Origin of the sequence: Paenibacillus sp. M2 (genome assembly GCF_046713495.1) — a bacterium.
Taxonomy (GTDB): domain Bacteria; phylum Bacillota; class Bacilli; order Paenibacillales; family Paenibacillaceae; genus Paenibacillus; species Paenibacillus amylolyticus_B.
In genome coordinates, this window is sequence record NZ_CP169648.1 from 1,175,694 (window position 1) to 1,195,048 (window position 19,355).

Here is a 19,355-nt window from a genome sequence, read left to right on the forward strand (position 1 = left end):
GTTCATATTACAGGAGAGAAAGAGGGTCTTATCTATGGCGTTAACGATGAAGGCATGGATGAAGTCGGGTCTCGTTCTGGGCTTGATCGGTGGTTTGCTGGCGGGATGTACAGGAGGTAACGGTAGCGAACAGGCGGAAGGCGAAGGCAACAGGGGGAACATCACGTCAACAATCTATGATCGGGGCGCGGTCCCAAGCGGCATGGGTACAATCGAAGATAACATGTGGTCCAAGTGGATCAACGAGAATGGCCCGGCTAATGTAAAATATACAGCAGTTCCCCGATGGGAGTCCCAGTCCAAACTTAACGTATTATTCGCTTCTGGCAGTGCACCGGATATCATTTTTGAATTCGGTACGCCGATCCGTAACACACTGTTTAATCAGAAACAGCTGATGCCGCTGGATGAGTTGATCGAGAACTCGAGTGTGGAATACAAAGCCTTGATGGAGAAATATCCCCAGCTCAAGAAGGCCGGCATTAAAAGCGATGGTAAGCTCTATGAAGTGGGGCGTATGAACGAGGTGTTTCCACTAACGAGCTTTTTCATACGGGAAGACTGGCTGGAAAAGTTGAATCTGGAGGTACCGACCAATGAGGAAGAGATGCTGGCGGTAGCCAAGGCCTTCACGGAGAATGATCCCAATGGAAACGGAGCTAAGGATACATACGGCATCGGTGGATTTCAGTTCGGCGATACAGCGGGTCTGTTTCGCTATATGTACAACGCCAACTGGGTGAATGTGGAGGACGGGGAGATGGTGGTTGGTCCCAACAACATGAAAGAAGCAACGGCATTCAAACGTGCATTATATGAAGCAGGAGTGGTAGATAAGGACTTACTGACCGACAAGGACGGGGCCAAGGCGAAGCAGGATTTCCTGAATGGCAAAATCGGTATGTACGCGGCCATGACTTCGGATTATACCGGGTTTGCGGCGAAGGAACTGGATACACTGATGCAGAATGTTCCTGAGGCCAAATTAAAGGTCATCGCTCTGCCAACCACGTCCGTAGGACAGCACACGATGGTGTGGAATAACCCGGTTCAGATGACTGCAGCTGTGAATGCACGAGCCAAAAATCCGGAAGCAGTTATGCAATATATCGATTTTCTGACCAAAATAGAGTCAGGCCGGACCTTCAAAAATGGATTTGAAAACACGCATTATACGCTGAACGATCAAGGCTGTCCGCGTATCTCGGATCAGGAGAAATACAAGCAGGAGATCAGCTGGGCAGGGGATTACGCCATGTTGTACAGCCGTCTGGAGGAAGGCAAATGCGGGTACACAGAAATGCTGTTCAGCGAAGAGATTCCGTCACAGAAGGAAGGACTTCGACTATTCAAGGAAGCGCGTGAGGTATATATGACGGATCTTCCGGTAGGAGAGGGTGTTACCCATTCAGAACATATGCCGCAGCTACCGAAGGAACTTCAGGTGAAGTTGACCAATGTGACAACAGCGATCAACGATATTTTTACCCGTTCCATCATTGGCGGAAGCAAATATACAGTCGAACAGGCTGCAACGGAAGCACAGCAGAAGTGGGAGCAAGGCGGTGGCCCGGAGATTGAAGTATGGTACAAAGACTGGTGGAGCAAGGAAAAGAATAATGTACTCGTCTGGGACGATTTCTATGAGATCTATGAACAACAACAGGCTGATTTTGAAAAAGCAGAGTGAATTCAAGGATTCAAATCATTCATAAAATTTATAATTTTGGTGTTGGTAGAAATAAGCGCTCTGATCCCCTGATCAGAGCCTTTTTATGTTTGGGCTTCAAATAGGGGAATATTTGACTGAAAAATGAAGTGAATAGAAAGTTCTCGCCTCTCGCTTGAAACCATATCCAGAACGATGCGTATCATAAGGTATTAATTGTTTTTTAATGTAGAATATTGCCGTATTTCAGAGTATAGTTAAGGAATAATTTAACTTATATTCAATCATGATGTAAGGATGAAAATTACTGAAAACCATGAAAAAAAGTGAAGAACACCATGTATGAAACTATTGGAGGTTGAGTATGAGTTCATTTAAAAGTTGGTTAAATTCAACAAAACAAGGACTTGAAGAGCAAGTCAAAAAGTTTAAAAATAAAGATTTTATGGATGCCGTGGTTGCAGGTTGTGCACTGGTTGCTTTTGCAGATGGTTCCATTGACGAAGCGGAAAAGAACAAGATGGCCGGTTATATCAACCTCAGTCAGGAATTGAAAGTATTCGATATGGCTGAAGTGATTACACGCTTCAATCATTATGTCGCGAACTTTGAGTTCTCTCCAGAGATCGGGAAGCAGGAAGCGCTGAAAGCCATTGGGAAATTTAAAGGTAAGCCAGATGTAGGACGCGTTATTGTGGGCGTATGCAGTGCAATTGGTTCAGCGGACGGCAACTTTGATGATCAGGAGAAAAGAGTTGTTGCCGAGATCTGCAATGTACTTGGACTGAACCCGGGTGAATTCAATCTCTAAGTAGAGTAGATATTTTACATGTGAAGGGAGGTGAAAATCAGTGGCAAGCATTAACTTGGTCAAAGGACAGAAGATTGATTTAACCAAAGGCAATGCAGGACTTACGCAGGTGATTGCTGGTCTCGGTTGGGACCCGGTAACTGCCAAAGGGTTCTTCGGAAGAAAAAAACAAGCGGATATCGATTGTGATGCATCGGCGATCATGTTGAATGAAGAAGGCAAGTTGGTGAAGGACTCCAACCTGGTTTGCTTCCACAACAAGCAAAGTGCATGTGGTTCGGTTATCCACTCAGGTGACAATTTAACAGGACAGGGAGACGGTGACGATGAACAGATCAAAATGGATCTGTCCCGTATTCCTGCTGATGTTCATAAAGTATTAATCGTTGTTAATATCTACGATTGTGTCAATCGCAAGCAAGATTTTGGCATGATAGAGAAGGCTTATATCCGTATTCTGGATGGTAAAAACTCCAGTGAGCTCGTGAAGTTCAATCTATCCGATAACTACACAGGTTCAACAGCGTTGATCTGTGGGGAATTGTATCGTCATGGAGGCGAATGGAAATTCTCAGCAATTGGAGAGGGTTCCCATGCGGTACATATCAATGAACTCGCTCGCAGGTACTCCTAAGTACAAGATTTAACCTAAATCGACAATAATCCTGATATTCATATGTCACGATAACTACAATACACTTAAATAAGCGAGGATGATCATACGATGGCAATTAATCTCTCTAAAGGTCAAAAAATCGATCTGACTAAAACGAACCCAGGTTTGACAAAAATCACAGTAGGCTTGGGCTGGGATACCAATAAGTATGATGGTGGAAAAGACTTTGACCTGGATGTATCGGTATTCTGTGCCAATGCAAACGGTAAAGTAGAAGGCGAGAAAAACTTCATCTTCTTCAACAATCCACAAAATGAAAATGGTTCTGTTGTTCACACTGGTGACAACCGTACTGGAGATGGCGATGGTGATGATGAGCAGATCAATATCGACCTGCCTAACGTACCCGCCAATGTAGAGAAAATTGCATTCTCCATTACGATCTACGAAGCTACAGAACGTAGCCAGAACTTCGGACAAGTCTCCCGTGCTTATGTGCGAATCGTTAACGAAGCAAACAACGAAGAACTGATTCGTTTCGACCTGGGAGAAGACTTCTCTATCGAAACGGGTGTAGTTGTTGGTGAATTGTATCGTCATAACGGCGAGTGGAAGTTCAGTGCCATCGGTAGTGGTTACCAGGATGGATTGGTTGGATTGACACGCGATTACGGTTTGCAATAGGACGTACAGAACGACTTACAGGATGGGAAGAACCGTCTCCTGGGCGGTTCTCCTTTTCATTTAATCACATATCTTGGAAAGGTGGAAAAACAAATGACGATCAGTCTTGCCAAAGGACAACGTATTGACCTGACTAAGACGAATCCGGGCCTTACCCGTGTGGTGGTTGGTTTGGGTTGGGATACAAACAAATATAGTGGTGGAGTCGACTTTGACCTGGACGCTTCGGCTTTTTTGTTGTACGAAGATGGAAAAGCCAAAGGTACGGATGACTTTGTTTTTTACAACAATCCAAGCGGCGGTGCGGGTTCAGTGACACATACCGGTGACAATCGTACGGGTGAGGGTGACGGCGATGATGAGCAAGTTGTTGTTGACTTCAGCAAAATCCCTGCGCACATTCACCGGATCGGTATTACGGTAACCATCTATGATGGAGATGGACGAGGGCAGAATTTTGGACAAGTCTCCAATGCTTTTGTTCGTGTTGTAGATGCTGCAAGTGATCGGGAAGTGCTTCGTTTCGACCTCGGAGAGGACTATTCCACAGAAACAGCTGTGGTGTTCTGTGAGTTTTATCGTGCAGGTGCGGACTGGAAATTCCAGGCGGTAGGCAGCGGCTTCACAGGTGGACTATCTGCTTTATGCAAAAATTACGGACTGGATGCACAATAACTTGGCATAAGAAAGGTGAGTCTGCTATGGCGATTTCTGTCGTGAAAGGCCAGAAGAGTGATCTGACCAAAACCAATCCAGGCTTGTCCCGTCTAACGGTAGGCATTGGTTGGGAGGCAGCCTCGGGTGTGGAGCTGGACACATCAGCATTCCTTCTGGGTTCAGACAATAAAGTGGCTGGAGATGAGGATTTTATCTTCTATAACCAGCCCTCTACCGCGTTTATCACGTATATGGATGGTGGGCAGGTTAGCGGTGAGAAGAAACAGTTCGCCATTGAACTTGGCAAGATCCCTACCCGAATTGAGAAAATCGCCTTCAGCCTGACGATTCATGACGGTGAAGCACGACGCCATCATTTTGGACAGGTTCAGCATGGTTTTCTACGGTTTGCCAATGCAGCTACAGGTCAGGAAGTGATGAGATATGATCTGGGAAGCGGTTTTACAGTGGAGACCGCGATTGTCATTGGTGAATTGTATCGCCATAACGGAGAATGGAAGTTCAATGCAATAGGATCGGGTTTTGCAGGAGGTTTGAATGCACTCTGTGCTAACTTTGGTGTGGATGTGGATGGTGGATCAGACGCTGCGCCAACCACATCAACCGTTCCCCCGACAGCTGCACCGACTCCACCACCCCCAGCACCCGCACCAGAACCGACGCCTGCTCCTGTGAATTCGATCAATTTCAGCAAAATTGAATTGAAGAAGAAGGGCGACACCATTAACCTCAAGAAAAATGCGGGGGGACTTGGTGAAATCCTGATTAACCTCAACTGGAATCAACAGGGTAGCAAAGGATTATTTGGTCGCAGCAAGAGTGTGGATCTGGACTTGGGCTGCCTGTTCGAGATGAAGGATGGTACACGAGATGTGATTCAGGCCTTGGGACAGACGTTTGGTTCACTGAATCGTTTCCCTTATATTGCACTGGATGGGGATGACCGGACGGGATCGGTTAAGACGGGAGAGAATCTCCGGATTAATGGTGCCCGTATCTCGGAAATTGAGCGCATCTTGGTATTTACCTATATTTATGGTGGTGTGGCCAACTGGTCTCAAGTAGACGGTGTGGTAACTATCCAGCAGAAGGACGGCCCGGATATCATTGTCCGAATGAATGAATACGGGAGCCCGCTTGGCATGTGTGGCATCGCGATGTTACGCAATGTGAACAATGAGACATTCAGTATTGAACGAATCGTGCAGTTCTATAATGGGCATCAGGCGTTGGACGAGGCTCATGATTGGGGAATGCAGTGGGTTGCGGGAAGAAAGTAATCATTCGTATTTATTGAATATATAAACGCTGTATCGGTCAGCACCATTGCAAGGATACTGTTGACCAACGTTATCCTCGATAATAGACCATCAATCCCTCCAGACTAAGGAGGGATTGGTTTTTATGCCCCGACAGCTGGAATCAACTATTGCAGATTGGCTATTGCCAAAGGTGCGAGGAGGAGACAAACCTGAAATATTTTAACTTTTTGAGTCCGGAAGAAGAAGATACTTTATTTTTCTCTTCACCCGTCTCGTTCAATCACCGGACTTCCAAAGATCTACTGGCATATGCTGTTGGGGCTGCTTTATATATGCCCGCGACGCGCACACATATCGCGGACGACATTATGAATGGTAAACATGAAGGTCTGACGACCATTATTATTGATCTGGAGGATGCTGTGGGTGACGACCAAGTGGAGTTTGCCGAGCAGTGTCTGGTACAGCATCTAACTCAACTGATGACTTATATGGAGACAGGCATGCTGAGTCAGGATCAAATGCCTCTTCTGTTTGCACGTGTACGTTCACCACAACAGTTGGAACGACTCATTGATACGTTGGGAGAATTGGTGTCCATGCTGACAGGTGTGGCATTGCCCAAGTTTTGTGTGGGCAATGGAAGAGCCTATTTTGACCAGATCCGCAAGTATAATCAACGGAAACCGGATCATTATCCCGTTCTCTATGGAATGCCTATATTGGAAACGGCTTCAATTATATATCGCGAGACACGTTGGGAGACCTTACTGGGCCTTCGAAACATCCTCGATGAACATGTTGAATATGTGCTCAATGTACGCATTGGTGCGACCGATTTCTCCAGCCTGTTTGGACTACGCCGAAGCCCGGAATTGACCATATACGATATCGCCACGATCCGTGACTGCATCTCAGATATTATCAATCTGTTTGGACGAATGGACAAGCCGTATGTGATCTCAGGTCCTGTCTGGGAATATTTCAGTCAGCGGGAGCGTGTGTTCAAACCTCAATTACGACAGACTCCATTTGAAGAAACCCTAGGCAAATCAGGGCTGCATCTGAGAATGAAATATATTACGAATACAATGGATGGATTGATGCGTGAAGTCATGATGGACAAGGAAAATGGAATTGTAGGCAAAACGATCATTCATCCTTCTCATATCAAGCCCGTACAAGCGATGTACGTTGTTACACATGAGGAGTATTCCGATGCCCAAGACATCATCGCCCGTAATGACGGTAGCCTGGGTGTGTTCAAAAGTAATTACTATAACAAAATGAATGAGATTAAACCACACTTGAGCTGGGCAAATCGCATTCTAATCCGATCACAAATATATGGGGTGTTACATGAACAGCAGCATTTTGTCGGGCTCTTGCCCAAGCACGAACAACAACATAACTACGTTCCCAATTCTTGATCAATTCAGTCTGAACGTTCAGGTTACACATAACCCGCTGCAACTTCCACTAGAATCTCTATTTTCCATGGCTGCACGCATCAATAAGAAACGTTCATTTCTGTTTGTAAGCAAACTGCTGGGCAAGCACATCCCGGTTAACCCGTATACCTCGCTTCTGAGTGGTGCAGCATTAGCTGTTCTGTTATATGAGCACCTGACTGAGGAGACGGAAGAGACCAAAGATCAGATCACCGAGTGGAAACGTGAAATGGTCGAAGGATTGATTGATCCCGAGCAAGCTCGGCAAGTGTACAACATGCTGTTGCAAGAAGGCTTGAGCTTGCCGGAAACGATTCGTTTTGTTGGTTTTGCGGAGACAGCGACAGCGCTGGGCCACAGCATGTATGAGATGTTTGCTGATCAAGCTTCCTATATTCACACCACTCGCGAATATGTTCCAGCGATGCATCCAGATATTCAATTTGAAGAAGAACATTCCCATGCGATGGCTCATCGTTGTTATGCGCTGGATCATCAAGCCTTTGCAGGAGAGGGCCCGATTGTTCTGGTGGACGACGAGATTACGACGGGCAAAACGACGTTGAATATCATTCGGGATATTCAGGCCAGATACCCCCGGAAGCAATATGTGATTGCTTCGCTGTTGGACTGGCGTACGGAAGCGGACGAGAATCGATTTGCCGAACTGGAAGCTGAACTTGGAATTACCATTACACCGTTAAGCCTGTTGAAGGGCCGCATTGAAGTGGTGGGTACTCCACAGTTGGAAGCAACACAGCAAGATGAGCAGCTATCTCATCCTGCCGTAACGCTTCATACCTCTACCGTTGCAGATGCCTTCGATCAGCTGCATGCCACTTCGGAGGATGGAGGAGGTAAACGTAGCACAGCGAGCTACGTTCAGCATACGGGCAGGTTTGGTATGCAATCCCGACATAATGACGTATTGCGTGAAGAGATTAGCCGGATTGCAGAACGACTTCGGTCACAGCGTACGGGAGAACGGACGTTGGTGATGGGAACAGGGGAGTTCATGTACATTCCGATGCGTATTGCTGCCGAGATGGGAGAAGGTGTGTTTTATCAATCCACTACTCGCAGTCCAATCCATACACATCCAGCTCCAGCATATGCTGTTCGTAGTGGTGCCGGATATGCTTCACCGGAAGACGCTTCTGTTCGTAACTTTATCTATAACATTGCCCCGGGACAATATGATGAAATCTTTGTTCTGCTGGAGAGACAGATGTCCGAAGAACGAATGGAACCGATGTTGAAGGTACTGGGTCAGTTGGGATGCGGACACATTCATATCATATATTGCGGTTTGCCAGAGAAGACAGGGGACTACGAGCAATGAACTTAACTACACTGGAGCTAATCAGACAACGTGAGATTCAATCTCCCGAACCGATGGGCAGTTATGCTGCATCGGACGTTGTTTTCCTACTGAAGGATATCAGCCATGTGGATCTGGAAAAGGGAACGGGTGAACGGGAGCAGGCGATCCAATCCGGGGTTCATTATTCGGAGATGCTGCCCGTGGAATATCAGCCCACAGCAGAATACATCGAGCTGTTTCATCAAACGCTGGAACAATCCGCTGCAAGAATCGCACGTCATACCGCCATTGTGGCTGAGAAGATTGTAGAGCGCAGGGGACTGAATCTGGTGCTGGTATCTCTGGCTCGAGCCGGAACGCCTGTAGGCATCCTGATCAAGCGTTATATTGAATTGAAATACAAAGTGACGATTCCGCATTATAGCATTTCAATTATTCGTGGCAAGGGTATGGACGAGAACGCAATTTTATATATTTTACAGCAGCATGGTCTGGAGACAGCCATTCAGTTTGTAGATGGTTGGACAGGAAAAGGGGCTATTCGCAAAGTGCTGAAAGAGTCCTGTGACCAAATGGAACGGACTTACGGTGTAAGCCTCGATGATGATCTTGCCGTGTTGGCAGATCCGGGGCAATGCTCAGGCACCTTTGGGACGAGGGAAGATTATCTCATTCCTAGCGCTTGTCTGAATTCCACTGTCTCTGGACTGGTTAGCCGTACAGTACTTCGCGATGATCTGATTGGGCCGGCAGATTTTCACGGGGCCAAATGGTATCGTGAATGGTCCTCTGCGGATGTGTCGACCCAATACGTGGATACTATTGCTCAGCATTTTCCGCAAATGATGGACCTGGCGGAAATTCAAACGGACGACAATGCTACGGATACTTCGGAAATCACCTGGAAAGGCTGGCAAGATATCGAGTCCATCCAGCAATCCTTTGGCATTGCGAACATCAATCTGATCAAACCTGGGATCGGAGAAACAACCCGGGTGTTACTGCGCCGTGTTCCTTGGAAGATTCTTGTGGACCGTCTGGATAATCCGGATTTACAACATATCATGATGCTCGCCAGAGACAGAAATGTGCCGGTTGAGGTATATCCGGGACTAACCTATTCCTGTTGCGGTATTATTCAATCCCTGGGAGGTGGAGGAGAATGATGATCTACGCAAGTGATCTGGACCAGACGCTGGTGTACTCCCGTCGTGCGCTCCGTATTCCCGAAGATACACCGGGACTTGTTCCCGCAGAGTGGATTAACGGCAAGTTGTCTGCTTTTATGTCAGCATATGCACTGGAGCGGTTGCAGTCTTTGCCACAAGACATTGTATTTATGCCTGTGACGACACGTACCGTGGAGCAGTACCGACGTATTCATATTTTTCAGAACGAATGTATCCCGAAATATGCAGTGACGAGTAATGGTGGCAACATCATTGTTGACGGTCAGGTAGACGATGAATGGAATCTGCATATTCGTTCTTTGCTTCGTCAGCAGGCAGCTGCTCCCGAAGAGATCCTGGATTTATTTGACGATGTACTGAGTCCGGAATGGGTGATTAATCAGCGATTATGTGATGAGTTGTTCTACGCATTGCTGATCGAACGTGACAAGCTTCCTATGGAGCGCATTGCCGACAAGATTCGGGTGTTAGAGACACTTGGATGGGAGAGTTCGATTCAGGGGCGGAAGCTCTATCTGGTGCCTTCGGCAGTGAACAAACGAGCTGCAGTGGAGCATATTAGGCAACGCATTGGTGATGTGCCTGTGATTGCTTCGGGTGATTCCTTGCTGGATCGTTGTTTGCTGGACTTTGCGCACCACGCCATTGCTCCGTCTCACGGAGAGTTACATGTGGAGAGACAGCGTGTACCTGAGCAGGTACCGTATCAATTTACCAAACAATTCGGTGCTTTTGCAGCAGATGAGATTCTCGATTACGTTCACCGTATTCATAACGATCAACAGACCCGGATAGACCATGCCGAGATAAGGGAGACCGTATAAATGAAAAAAATGAAGATTTACTTCAACCGTTGGTTCTCTGTAACGTATCATTATATGAATGCGATTCGGGACAATGAGGACGGCATGGAATTTGAGATCTACGGTACTCATCCTGATCCGGGACACATGGCATTACAGGGCTGTGATGTTGCAGAAGTTGAACCGCGTGTAACGGGCCGGGAATATGTTGATTTTTGCCTCGACTTTTGCCGCCGTTATCAGATTGATGTATTTATTCCACGCTGGAACATGCTGGACATCAGCAGACATATCTCCCTGTTCGAAGAGATCGGTACACGGGTTATCGTATGCTCGGACACGGAATTGCTGGAACAATTGATGGAGAAAGACCGATTTTATGAATCGGTGCGTGAGAAAGGCATTATGGAGATTCCGGATTATTTCACAGTTAATAATGCTGCACAATTCCAGCAAGCCTATGAGGCGCTGCGTGCACGTGGACACGATGTATGCTTCAAACCATGTAATGGTGAGGGTGGTATGGGATTCCGGGTGATTAACAATGAGCGTGATCCGTTGCAGGAGTTGTTCGGGTATGCGCTGAACTCGATTTCATATGAAGATGCCCTGCGTGCATTCTCTTCTGCTCCGTCCTTTCCCAATGTCATGGTGATGGAGGTACTGGAAGGATATGAATACAGCATTGATTGTCTTTCGGATCGCAATGGGAAACTATTAACGGCTATTCCGCGTAGAAAAGAAAGAGGACGTTTGCGCTTGCTCGAAGAAAACGAGGAATTGCTGGCGATTGCCCGCAATGTGGCAGAAGTATATCGGATTCCTTATAATTTTAATATACAGATGAAATATCGCAAGGATACACCGAAGCTGCTGGAGATCAATCCGCGTATGTCGGGTGGGTTGCACATGTCTTGTCTGTCGGGCGTGAACTTCCCGTATCTGGCGGTCAAGTCTGCACTTGGCCATGATATTGGACCACTTCATCCGAAGTTTGGCATACTGGGAAGTCATATCGAACAGCCATTTATAATCGACGTTCAGAAGGTAAGCGGAGTACATCACGTCTAGCTGAGAATTTCCCTCAACATTGACACCTTCTGGATGGTTTTTTTACAATACGGATGAGAGGTTATTCAAAAAGTCCACTTTTGATTACGAATAATGCCTTACGGCATCATCAGCATCGAATATGAAATTCAGCCGAAATGTCCGTTGCTCACGTAGTTTTCCTACGCTCCGCTACTCCATTTCTATCTTCATTCCATCTTCTCGGTACTGAAAACAAGACTTTTTGAATATGCACTTTATGTGTTGTTAAGGCAGGAGGACAAGTAATGTTACGGAAAACGAAGATAGGTATAGGCGCATTGGTCGGTTATGGTCTCGCGGCGATCTCGAGTCCCTTTCTACCGGATGTCATCACGTGGGCAATTCCGGCACTGGCAACTGTGGTCGGGGGACTGATTCCTTCACGTTCCACGCCGCGTACACAGGTCCAGGGTTCGTCATCAGCCCCTGTACCCATTACAGATATCGGAAATGAACCATCCCGCTTGAATGGTGGACAAGCGCCGAGCGCAGTGCCAACAGGGGCAAGAGAAGCTTCTCCGGCACAGCCTCATTCGAGCTCCACTCCCGCACAACATGCGGGCTCAGAACAAGCGAAGCCTTCCCGCACCGAACCAGATCCTGTATTTGATCCGGTGATTGAATACCTGGAGGTTCTGGAGGACATGATCATCTCCGAAGGTCAGAAGAACGAGCTGGATAATGAGATCGTGGAGAAATCACTGGCGTTGTTTGCCCGTTTGCAGCGTGTGATCCCTTCTCTTCAGGAGCTGAACAACGGGGATATCAACCATACGGTGCGCAGACTGATTTTGAAAGACCTGAACGGGTTTATTAATCCATTTCTACGTTTAAGTGGAGAAGCCAAACGTAATAATCGGCGTATGCTACTGAATGGTCTTCGAGACGTGGATTCCAAGATATCGGATATTGTATCAACGATTGAACATAAAGACTTAATGGAGCTCCAGAACAAAGCGGAACTAATACATCAACGGTATAACAGCTCTGAATTATAGGAGGGATTGGCATGGCAACGGAATGGGCTCAGTTGAAGCAGGAAGATGAGCAACGGATTAACCAGGAAGCAACGCAGCTTATTCAGAAAGTGTCCCAAAGTGACCCGGCTCATCTGGATACCTTAATGGATGATATCGGCAAGTTGGGCGTGAAAACACAAGAGAGAGCAGGACAGACTCTCAAGCTGCTTGATCGTCCAGTCAATGAACTGATGTCCGGGAATCGGGCGGAGGTATCCAACATGATCCTGAAGCTCCGTGATGAATGCGAGAGTTTGCAGCAGAGTAAAAATGTGAGTTTTGTCGGGAAGTTGTTACGTAAAAGCCCGCTGAAAAACTACGTATACCGTTATCAATCTGTTCGCACGAACATTGATGCCATCATTAACGGGTTGCGGGACGGCAAGGACAACCTGGAAGAAAGCATCGTGAACATGCGTCAATTGAAACGTTCTTCGATTCAGGAGATCTACAATCTGCAGACCAAAATTTCCTTTGGTAATCAATTGAAAGCATTGTTTGAAACTGAGATCGCCAAGCCGGAGAACGAGAATCGTAAAGCACATCTGGAGCGTGGGTTGCGCAAAGTGGTAACACGTACCCAATCCATGACAGAGATGATCATGCTGTACAATCAGGCGATCGCAGCTACCGACATCATTAATGATAACAATGACAAGTTAATTGATTCAGTGAATAATGCCATTGATAAAACAGCGAATCTGATCACCGTTTCGGCCATGATTGCTATGGCACTCAATGATCAGGAGAAGGTCATTTCTGCTGTGGAAGCGACGAATAAGACGATTGAAGATCAATTCAAGGAGAACGCCAGATTGTTGAAGACAACAACAGAGAAAACAAATGAACTGTTGTCCAAACCGGCGATGTCCCTTGAAGCCGTGAATCAGGCGATGGGTGATCTGATGTCTGCGCTGGATTTGTCCGAGCAGTCTAATCGCCGGATCATCGAGAGTTGTAATGACTATACCAACAAGATGACAACCCTTAACGCTAAAATGAGCGATCGACTGGGTCTGGAAGGGCCAAAAGCTGCTGCCATTCCGGAGAAAAATAAACCGGATTCCAGTGCATTAGGATCTTTCCTGGATTAGGGTAATAGGGCGAGACTCGCTGCATAAGCCAGGAGATTGCTAGATGTATATCTTTCTACGAGGGACGCCGAGTGCGTCTCTTTGTTTCATTTGATAGAATAAAGCTAAAATCTGGGGTTATACGAAGGAGCTTGCTGAACATGCTGGACTTTTCATTCGAGATTATTGATGAGACCAAGATTAATATTCAATACAAATATGGCAGTGAGTTCTTTAACTTTAACCTGTATTATGCAAACGGGGAGTGGACACTGCATCCATTTGACGGCATACTGATCCAAAACCGTGAAATGTGCAGTCTGATTGTATCTGAGCTGCTCCGTAACAAAGATTTTCATGTCATGCTGGCCAAAGAGAAAATCATTTTATCCCAACTACGTACGAGTGTTAATCTCCAGTCCAATGAGCCGGATGAATGGGTTGCAGATCGGAGAAACGCAGATTATTCCAGACATGATGATGAGTTGATGGATTACATAGGGAACCACAGTTTCGAAGACATATTACAGCTTGAGCGAGAACAGATTGAGGCCAGAGTGCAATTCTTCCAACAGATCATTCAGAGAATGTTTATGGAGGGGCTTGGACCGGAAGATGCTGATTTTATCAAAGTTCAGGCCGTGATTCGGATATATAAAGAGACATACGATCGCCTGGGAGAGTTGAATGATGACTATCGGGGTGATCGTGGACGCAGAAGATGGTAGTGAACATCTCGCTTGGTATGTAAACAGATAACTATATTTCTGCAAAGTTAGGCAGATGACCTGAGTGCAGATATGCATTTCTTTTTGACCTGAAATATGTCTGTGAGCGGGCGAGCTGTAAGCACTTAACTAGTGTGGGGAAGGGAGACCTTCCTTTTTTTACTGCCAAAATGAAGAGAAGTTTATTGTATTGGGAAAAGTAGGGTAATAAGAATAGAAGCGGCATTGTAAAATACGCTATAATAACCATATGTGTACATAGAAATGATTACATATTGGACGCTGTGGAGAAAACAACATGTCTAATGGAGGCTCTGAGCTGGAACGTGTTATCGGTTTAGGGTGCTCCGAGCCGGAGGAATGCTTATGATCAAGCTGTTGTACTACTTGAAGAAGTACCGAGTTGCCGCGATTGCAGCCCTGGTCATGATGTTAATTGAGCTTGCGGTGGAGCTGGCTCAGCCTTATCTGATCTCCAAGATCATCGATAACGGGATTCAGCAGGGAGACTTATCTGTCGTCTGGTTGTGGGGCGGTGTGCTAGTTGCTAGTGCTGTTGTGGCTTTTGCTGCCGGAATTGCCAGTTCGTTCTTTGCATCCCATGCAAGTCTGGGGTTCGGATACGATCTGCGGGAGAAGTTGTATGAGAAAGTGCAAACGTTCTCTTATGCCGTCTTTAACCGGTTCGCGACGTCGTCCCTGATTACCCGATTAACGGGGGACGTGACCCAGGTTCAGGACACCGTCTTTATGAGTCTGCGCTTCATGACACGTGTGCCCCTGGTGGTGATTGGTAGCATGATTATGGCAGTGATCGTGAACCCGAGGTTGGGTCTGCTGCTGGTTGTCATGGTGCCTGTACTGCTCATTGTTGTGGTGTGGATGATCAAAAAGGCAGCGCTGCTGTTCCGCAATGTGCAGCGTAGACTGGATGCCGTCAATGGAGTCATCCAGGAGAATCTGACAGGCATCCGGCTGATCCGTGTTTTTGTACGGATGGGCCATGAGATTGAACGCTTTGCCGGATTCAGCGGCAAGCTGATGAAAGGCACAATCTCCGCGTTGCGTCTGACGGAGACCACGATGCCGTTCATGTTGCTGATGATGAACGTATGTATCATCGCCGTGTTATGGTTTGGACGAGTCGACATCGCCTCGGGTAATGCAACCGTGGGTGAAGTGGTCGCTGTCATTAACTATCTGCTTCGCACAATTGGTGCCATGTCTGCATTGTCATGGATTCTGGTAACCTTCTCGAGAGCAAGCGCTTCGGCGCAACGGCTGAATGAAGTGTTTAATACGGAGGACACGTCGGAGACTGAACAGACGAAGTCGTTATCAACGTCTGCACCATCTGCTGGATCTATGAAATCTTCGCATTTTCCGCAATCTGTATACCCGGCGAAGAAACAGCGCGCTGTGCAGGGAGCGGTTGAATTCCGCAGTGTGGGCTTCAGTTATCCGAATAGTGAAATTACAGTGCTGGATAACATCACATTCTCGGCAAAAGCGGGGGAACGCATTGCCATTATGGGAGCAACTGGCTCAGGCAAATCCTCGCTCGTACAGCTCATTCCACGGTTATACACAGAGGATCAAGGAAAGGTGCGGATTGATGGTGCCGATGCATCAGAGCTGGATCTGTCCATGTTGCGTGGAGCGATTGGTTATGTGCCGCAGGAGGTTGTCCTGTTTACCGGTTCCATACGGGAGAATATTGCCTGGGGTCAGGAAGATGCTACCTTGGATGAGATCGTGGAAGCGGCTAAGCGCGCGCAGATCCATGAAACGATTGAGAATTTACCAAACGGTTATGATACATTGCTCGGTCAACGGGGAGTGAATCTCTCCGGTGGACAGAAGCAGCGACTTTCCATTGCACGAGCACTGGTACGTAGACCAAGAATTCTGATTCTGGACGATAGCACAAGTGCGCTGGATGTAGCTACAGAAGGCAGACTGCTGGATGCGCTGGAAGAATTGTCGTGTACCACGTTTATCATCACCCAGAAGATCAGTTCAACCACTTCGGCGGACCTGATTCTGCTGCTTGATGATGGACAACTCATTGGGCAAGGAAAACATGAAGACCTGATGGAATCGTCAGAGCTGTATCGTCGAATCCATGAATCACAATACGGGGAGGGTGCACAGCATGTTCAAAGCATTCATTGAGCCTTTCCGTCAGCCGCCACCGCCGATTGATCCGGAGACGTTACGATCAGGTGGTGGTCGCAAACCCAAGGCAAGAGCGAAGAACTGGTCCGGTACGCTAGGTCGTATCTGGAGCTATCTGGCACGGCGCAAGGTTAAGCTGTCCATGGTACTGTTGATGGTGTTAGCCAGCTCCGCACTTGCTTTGCTTGGCCCCTACATGGTAGGGGTGGCCGTGGATGATTTCATTGCGGGTGAAGCCGGGGCAAGCTGGACTCGGTTTCTGATTGGATTAACCGCAGTGTACGTTTTGTTCTCTCTTACATCCTGGTTACAAAATATATGGATGATCGAAATTGCACAGGAAACCGTGTTCCGCATGCGGTATGATCTGTTCTCACATCTGCACAAGCTGCCGATTCCATTCTTCGGTAAACGCCAGCAGGGGGAGATTATGAGCCGGGTAACCAATGATATCGAGAATGTCAGCGGTACGTTGAACAGCTCGGCCATCCAGATTTTCTCGAGTGTATTAACACTGCTCGGAACGTTTGGGGTTATGCTCTGGCTCAGTCCGCTGCTGACCCTGCTTACCTTTATCGTTGTGCCTTTGATGGCCATCGGCATGCGTTGGATTACGCGCAGAACGGGACCGCTCTTCAAGGAACGGCAACGTAATCTGGGTGAACTCAACGGTTATATCGAAGAGACTTTATCCGGGCAGCGGATCATTAAGGCATTCTCCCAAGAGGAGCGTGTGATTCGCGGTTTTGAGGAACGAAATACCCGCATCCGGATTTCCGGTTTCTGGGCACAGACGATCTCCGGTTTTATCCCGAAACTGATGAATGGATTGAATAACCTGAGCTTTGCGATTGTGGCGGGCATCGGTGGTATTCTGGCGATCCAGGGTTCCGTTACGGTCGGGGTGATTATTATCTTTGTGGAATATGCCCGTCAATTCACCCGTCCGCTGAATGATCTGGCGAACCAGTGGAATACGTTATTGTCCGCGATTGCGGGGGCTGAGCGTGTATTCGAGGTGCTGGACGAAGATGAGGAAGCGAAGGATGAAGGGGCAGCGGTATCTCTGGACAAGGTAGAGGGAGCGGTTCGTTTCGACAAAGTATCCTTTGGATACGATGAAGGACGTAACATTTTGCATGACATCAGCTTTGAAGCCAAACCGGGTGAGATGATTGCCCTTGTAGGTCCGACCGGAGCGGGGAAAACAACATTGATTCAGCTGTTATCCCGTTTCTATGATCCTACAGGTGGCACATTAACGGTAGATGGTCGCGATATGACCACCATTCGGCGTGAGAATCTACGGTCACATATGGCATTTGTACTACAGGATTCATTTCTGTTTCAGGGTACGATTCGAGAAAATATTCGGTTTGGCCGTCTCGATGCGACGGATGAAGAGGTGGAAGCAGCCTCCCGGCTGGCGAATGCCCATTCTTTCATAGTGCGAATGAAGGACGGGTACGACAAAGTGCTCCAGGCCGACGGAAGCGGCATTAGTCAGGGTCAGAAGCAATTACTCGCCATTGCCCGGGCAATTCTGGCCGATCCATCCATACTCGTACTGGACGAAGCGACGAGCAGTATTGATACCGTCACAGAGATCAAAATTCAGGAAGGGCTGCAACGTCTGATGCAAGGACGAACGAGTTTTGTCATTGCCCACAGGCTGAACACGATCCGCCAGGCAGATCGGATTCTGGTGCTGAAGGATGGGCATCTACTGGAGCAAGGCTCGCATGATGCGCTGCTGGAACAAGGCGGTTTCTACAGCGAGTTGTATTACAGTCAGTTGCGTAAAAAGGCGCAATAGCCATTTTGGATAATATGTGAGAAGGTTTCATTTTACAAAAAAAGAGCAGGGCTGGGGGCACGAAGCTCCTTACCTGCTCTTTTTTGCATATTGGTTTGAAGCATAAATGGATAATGGAGCCATGACGATATGTAAGCAGATGGATATAATGGAATAAGTTCTTTTTTAAGGGAGGTCAACAGTGAATTGAAAAATGAAAAAGTCGCACACAGGCTTATTTTCTTCAATATCATCTATGCTATTACGCTTTTGCCGTATCCTTTTATATTGATAATGGGTCTATACACATATGTCTACAGTCAGTCGAGTAATCACCCATTGTTGGACATTATAACATCAGGCCTCATGGCTACGTATCCAATTGGTGTGTTAGTCTCGTTTATTTGTTGGGCGTTCTATCATTCCGGCAAATACAAATGGGCTGTGGCAACTGCCAATTTATTTCTGGTCTGGTTAGTTGCTTTTCTAATCGTTATCCTTATTTCTGACTATATTATGGCTTTCTTTTTGTTTAATGGACAGGGTAGTGAAGTAGCAATAAAGTAAAATGATTCTTATGGGAAAGATATGCTTCATACTAATGAAGTGATGCCTTAGAAGAGAGGAGGGCAATGCGGAATGGAATTCAGATTTGGAAATGGTGCTATTCTTCTACCCCCTGTATACATTACGATTATCGCAATCATTATTATTTTCTTTTTAGTAAGGTGGAGCAAGCAATTAGAAACAAGACGTTTTACGGTTTTCTTTTATTTTTTGATTAGTACGTTCATTACTCCAATTTATTCTCAAAGTACAACAAAAGGTGTCTTTGAGCTATGGATTCCTTTAGGATTTATAGTGATTTTCTTTTATTTGATTCGCAGCGAAAGAAATCATCCATCTAAAATGAAAGCAAGTATTCTAGGATTTTCCATAGCCTTATATCAGTTAATTCTTCAATATGTCGGATAACGAGACG

The 19,355-nt window shown here is 46.8% G+C and carries 18 protein-coding genes; all 18 read left to right on the top strand.

Going from position 1 to position 19,355, the window contains the following annotated elements; translation table 11 throughout:
- Positions 1-46: 46 nt before the first annotated feature.
- The 18 genes from ACETMN_RS05350 to ACETMN_RS05435 all read left to right on the top strand — a co-directional run bounded on the left by ACETMN_RS05350 (position 47) and on the right by ACETMN_RS05435 (position 19,348).
- Positions 47-1,690 carry an extracellular solute-binding protein gene (locus ACETMN_RS05350; protein ID WP_411735856.1) on the top strand — a complete coding sequence of 548 codons (1,644 nt, stop codon included), beginning with the start codon at positions 47-49 and terminating at the stop codon, positions 1,688-1,690.
- A gap of 343 nt (positions 1,691-2,033) precedes the next feature.
- Positions 2,034-2,480 carry a tellurite resistance TerB family protein gene (locus ACETMN_RS05355; protein ID WP_091015805.1) on the top strand — a complete coding sequence of 149 codons (447 nt, stop codon included), beginning with the start codon at positions 2,034-2,036 and terminating at the stop codon, positions 2,478-2,480.
- 40 nt (positions 2,481-2,520) lie between these two features.
- Positions 2,521-3,114 (top strand): TerD family protein, encoded by a 594-nt coding sequence (locus ACETMN_RS05360; RefSeq protein ID WP_091015803.1) that lies wholly within the window; start codon positions 2,521-2,523, stop codon positions 3,112-3,114.
- A gap of 90 nt (positions 3,115-3,204) precedes the next feature.
- A complete protein-coding gene (locus tag ACETMN_RS05365; protein ID WP_091015801.1) occupies positions 3,205-3,780 on the top strand; it encodes a TerD family protein in 576 nt (191 codons plus the stop codon).
- Positions 3,781-3,873: 93 nt separating this feature from the next.
- A complete protein-coding gene (locus tag ACETMN_RS05370) occupies positions 3,874-4,455 on the top strand; it encodes a TerD family protein (protein ID WP_036606267.1) in 582 nt (193 codons plus the stop codon).
- A gap of 26 nt (positions 4,456-4,481) precedes the next feature.
- Entirely contained in the window at positions 4,482-5,738 is a 1,257-nt protein-coding gene (locus ACETMN_RS05375; protein WP_091015800.1) for a TerD family protein, read from the top strand.
- 209 nt (positions 5,739-5,947) lie between these two features.
- Entirely contained in the window at positions 5,948-7,150 is a 1,203-nt protein-coding gene (locus ACETMN_RS05380; protein WP_411735857.1) for an HpcH/HpaI aldolase/citrate lyase family protein, read from the top strand.
- On the top strand, positions 7,080-8,513 hold the full coding sequence (locus ACETMN_RS05385) for a phosphoribosyltransferase family protein (protein WP_341072556.1): 1,434 nt from the start codon (positions 7,080-7,082) through the stop codon (positions 8,511-8,513). Before ACETMN_RS05380 ends, ACETMN_RS05385 begins: the two co-directional genes overlap by 71 nt.
- The gene (locus ACETMN_RS05390) at positions 8,510-9,661 is read left to right on the top strand and encodes a cysteine protease StiP family protein (protein ID WP_091015797.1); all 1,152 of its coding nucleotides are present in this window, start codon (positions 8,510-8,512) and stop codon (positions 9,659-9,661) included. The genes ACETMN_RS05385 and ACETMN_RS05390 overlap by 4 nt, the downstream gene beginning before the upstream one ends.
- Complete coding sequence (locus ACETMN_RS05395; RefSeq protein WP_091016215.1) at positions 9,661-10,509, top strand: hydrolase; 849 nt, start codon at positions 9,661-9,663, stop codon at positions 10,507-10,509. The genes ACETMN_RS05390 and ACETMN_RS05395 overlap by 1 nt, the downstream gene beginning before the upstream one ends.
- On the top strand, positions 10,510-11,559 hold the full coding sequence (locus tag ACETMN_RS05400; RefSeq protein WP_091015795.1) for an ATP-grasp domain-containing protein: 1,050 nt from the start codon (positions 10,510-10,512) through the stop codon (positions 11,557-11,559). It begins immediately after the preceding gene.
- A gap of 266 nt (positions 11,560-11,825) precedes the next feature.
- On the top strand, positions 11,826-12,578 hold the full coding sequence (locus ACETMN_RS05405; protein WP_149846316.1) for a hypothetical protein: 753 nt from the start codon (positions 11,826-11,828) through the stop codon (positions 12,576-12,578).
- Positions 12,579-12,589: 11 nt separating this feature from the next.
- Positions 12,590-13,693, top strand: a complete 1,104-nt coding sequence (locus tag ACETMN_RS05410) for a toxic anion resistance protein (RefSeq protein ID WP_036606281.1) — start codon at positions 12,590-12,592, stop codon at positions 13,691-13,693.
- Positions 13,694-13,833: 140 nt separating this feature from the next.
- Complete coding sequence (locus ACETMN_RS05415) at positions 13,834-14,400, top strand: hypothetical protein (RefSeq protein ID WP_091015790.1); 567 nt, start codon at positions 13,834-13,836, stop codon at positions 14,398-14,400.
- Between the two features lie 366 nt (positions 14,401-14,766).
- Positions 14,767-16,575, top strand: coding sequence for an ABC transporter ATP-binding protein (locus ACETMN_RS05420; protein WP_091015789.1), 1,809 nt, complete (start codon positions 14,767-14,769; stop codon positions 16,573-16,575).
- Positions 16,556-18,394: an ABC transporter ATP-binding protein gene (locus tag ACETMN_RS05425; RefSeq protein WP_091015787.1), complete on the top strand. Its 1,839-nt coding sequence runs from the start codon at positions 16,556-16,558 to the stop codon at positions 18,392-18,394. The genes ACETMN_RS05420 and ACETMN_RS05425 overlap by 20 nt, the downstream gene beginning before the upstream one ends.
- A gap of 186 nt (positions 18,395-18,580) precedes the next feature.
- The gene (locus ACETMN_RS05430; protein ID WP_124117244.1) at positions 18,581-18,940 is read left to right on the top strand and encodes a hypothetical protein; all 360 of its coding nucleotides are present in this window, start codon (positions 18,581-18,583) and stop codon (positions 18,938-18,940) included.
- Positions 18,941-19,012: 72 nt separating this feature from the next.
- Complete coding sequence (locus ACETMN_RS05435; protein ID WP_341072558.1) at positions 19,013-19,348, top strand: hypothetical protein; 336 nt, start codon at positions 19,013-19,015, stop codon at positions 19,346-19,348.
- Positions 19,349-19,355 lie beyond the last annotated feature (7 nt).

Excerpts from the sequence above, each read along its gene's own strand:
- ACETMN_RS05355 (WP_091015805.1), top strand. The coding sequence starts at position 2,034 with ATGAGTTCATTTAAAAGTTGGTTAAATTCAACAAAACAAGGACTTGAA.
- ACETMN_RS05405 (WP_149846316.1), top strand. The coding sequence starts at position 11,826 with ATGTTACGGAAAACGAAGATAGGTATAGGCGCATTGGTCGGTTATGGT.
- ACETMN_RS05435 (WP_341072558.1), top strand. The coding sequence starts at position 19,013 with ATGGAATTCAGATTTGGAAATGGTGCTATTCTTCTACCCCCTGTATAC.
- ACETMN_RS05415 (WP_091015790.1), top strand. The coding sequence starts at position 13,834 with ATGCTGGACTTTTCATTCGAGATTATTGATGAGACCAAGATTAATATT.
- ACETMN_RS05365 (WP_091015801.1), top strand. The coding sequence starts at position 3,205 with ATGGCAATTAATCTCTCTAAAGGTCAAAAAATCGATCTGACTAAAACG.
- ACETMN_RS05370 (WP_036606267.1), top strand. The coding sequence starts at position 3,874 with ATGACGATCAGTCTTGCCAAAGGACAACGTATTGACCTGACTAAGACG.
- ACETMN_RS05425 (WP_091015787.1), top strand. The coding sequence starts at position 16,556 with ATGTTCAAAGCATTCATTGAGCCTTTCCGTCAGCCGCCACCGCCGATT.
- ACETMN_RS05390 (WP_091015797.1), top strand. The coding sequence starts at position 8,510 with ATGAACTTAACTACACTGGAGCTAATCAGACAACGTGAGATTCAATCT.
- ACETMN_RS05420 (WP_091015789.1), top strand. The coding sequence starts at position 14,767 with ATGATCAAGCTGTTGTACTACTTGAAGAAGTACCGAGTTGCCGCGATT.
- ACETMN_RS05385 (WP_341072556.1), top strand. The coding sequence starts at position 7,080 with ATGAACAGCAGCATTTTGTCGGGCTCTTGCCCAAGCACGAACAACAAC.
- ACETMN_RS05410 (WP_036606281.1), top strand. The coding sequence starts at position 12,590 with ATGGCAACGGAATGGGCTCAGTTGAAGCAGGAAGATGAGCAACGGATT.
- ACETMN_RS05395 (WP_091016215.1), top strand. The coding sequence starts at position 9,661 with ATGATCTACGCAAGTGATCTGGACCAGACGCTGGTGTACTCCCGTCGT.
- ACETMN_RS05400 (WP_091015795.1), top strand. The coding sequence starts at position 10,510 with ATGAAAAAAATGAAGATTTACTTCAACCGTTGGTTCTCTGTAACGTAT.
- ACETMN_RS05375 (WP_091015800.1), top strand. The coding sequence starts at position 4,482 with ATGGCGATTTCTGTCGTGAAAGGCCAGAAGAGTGATCTGACCAAAACC.
- ACETMN_RS05350 (WP_411735856.1), top strand. The coding sequence starts at position 47 with ATGAAGGCATGGATGAAGTCGGGTCTCGTTCTGGGCTTGATCGGTGGT.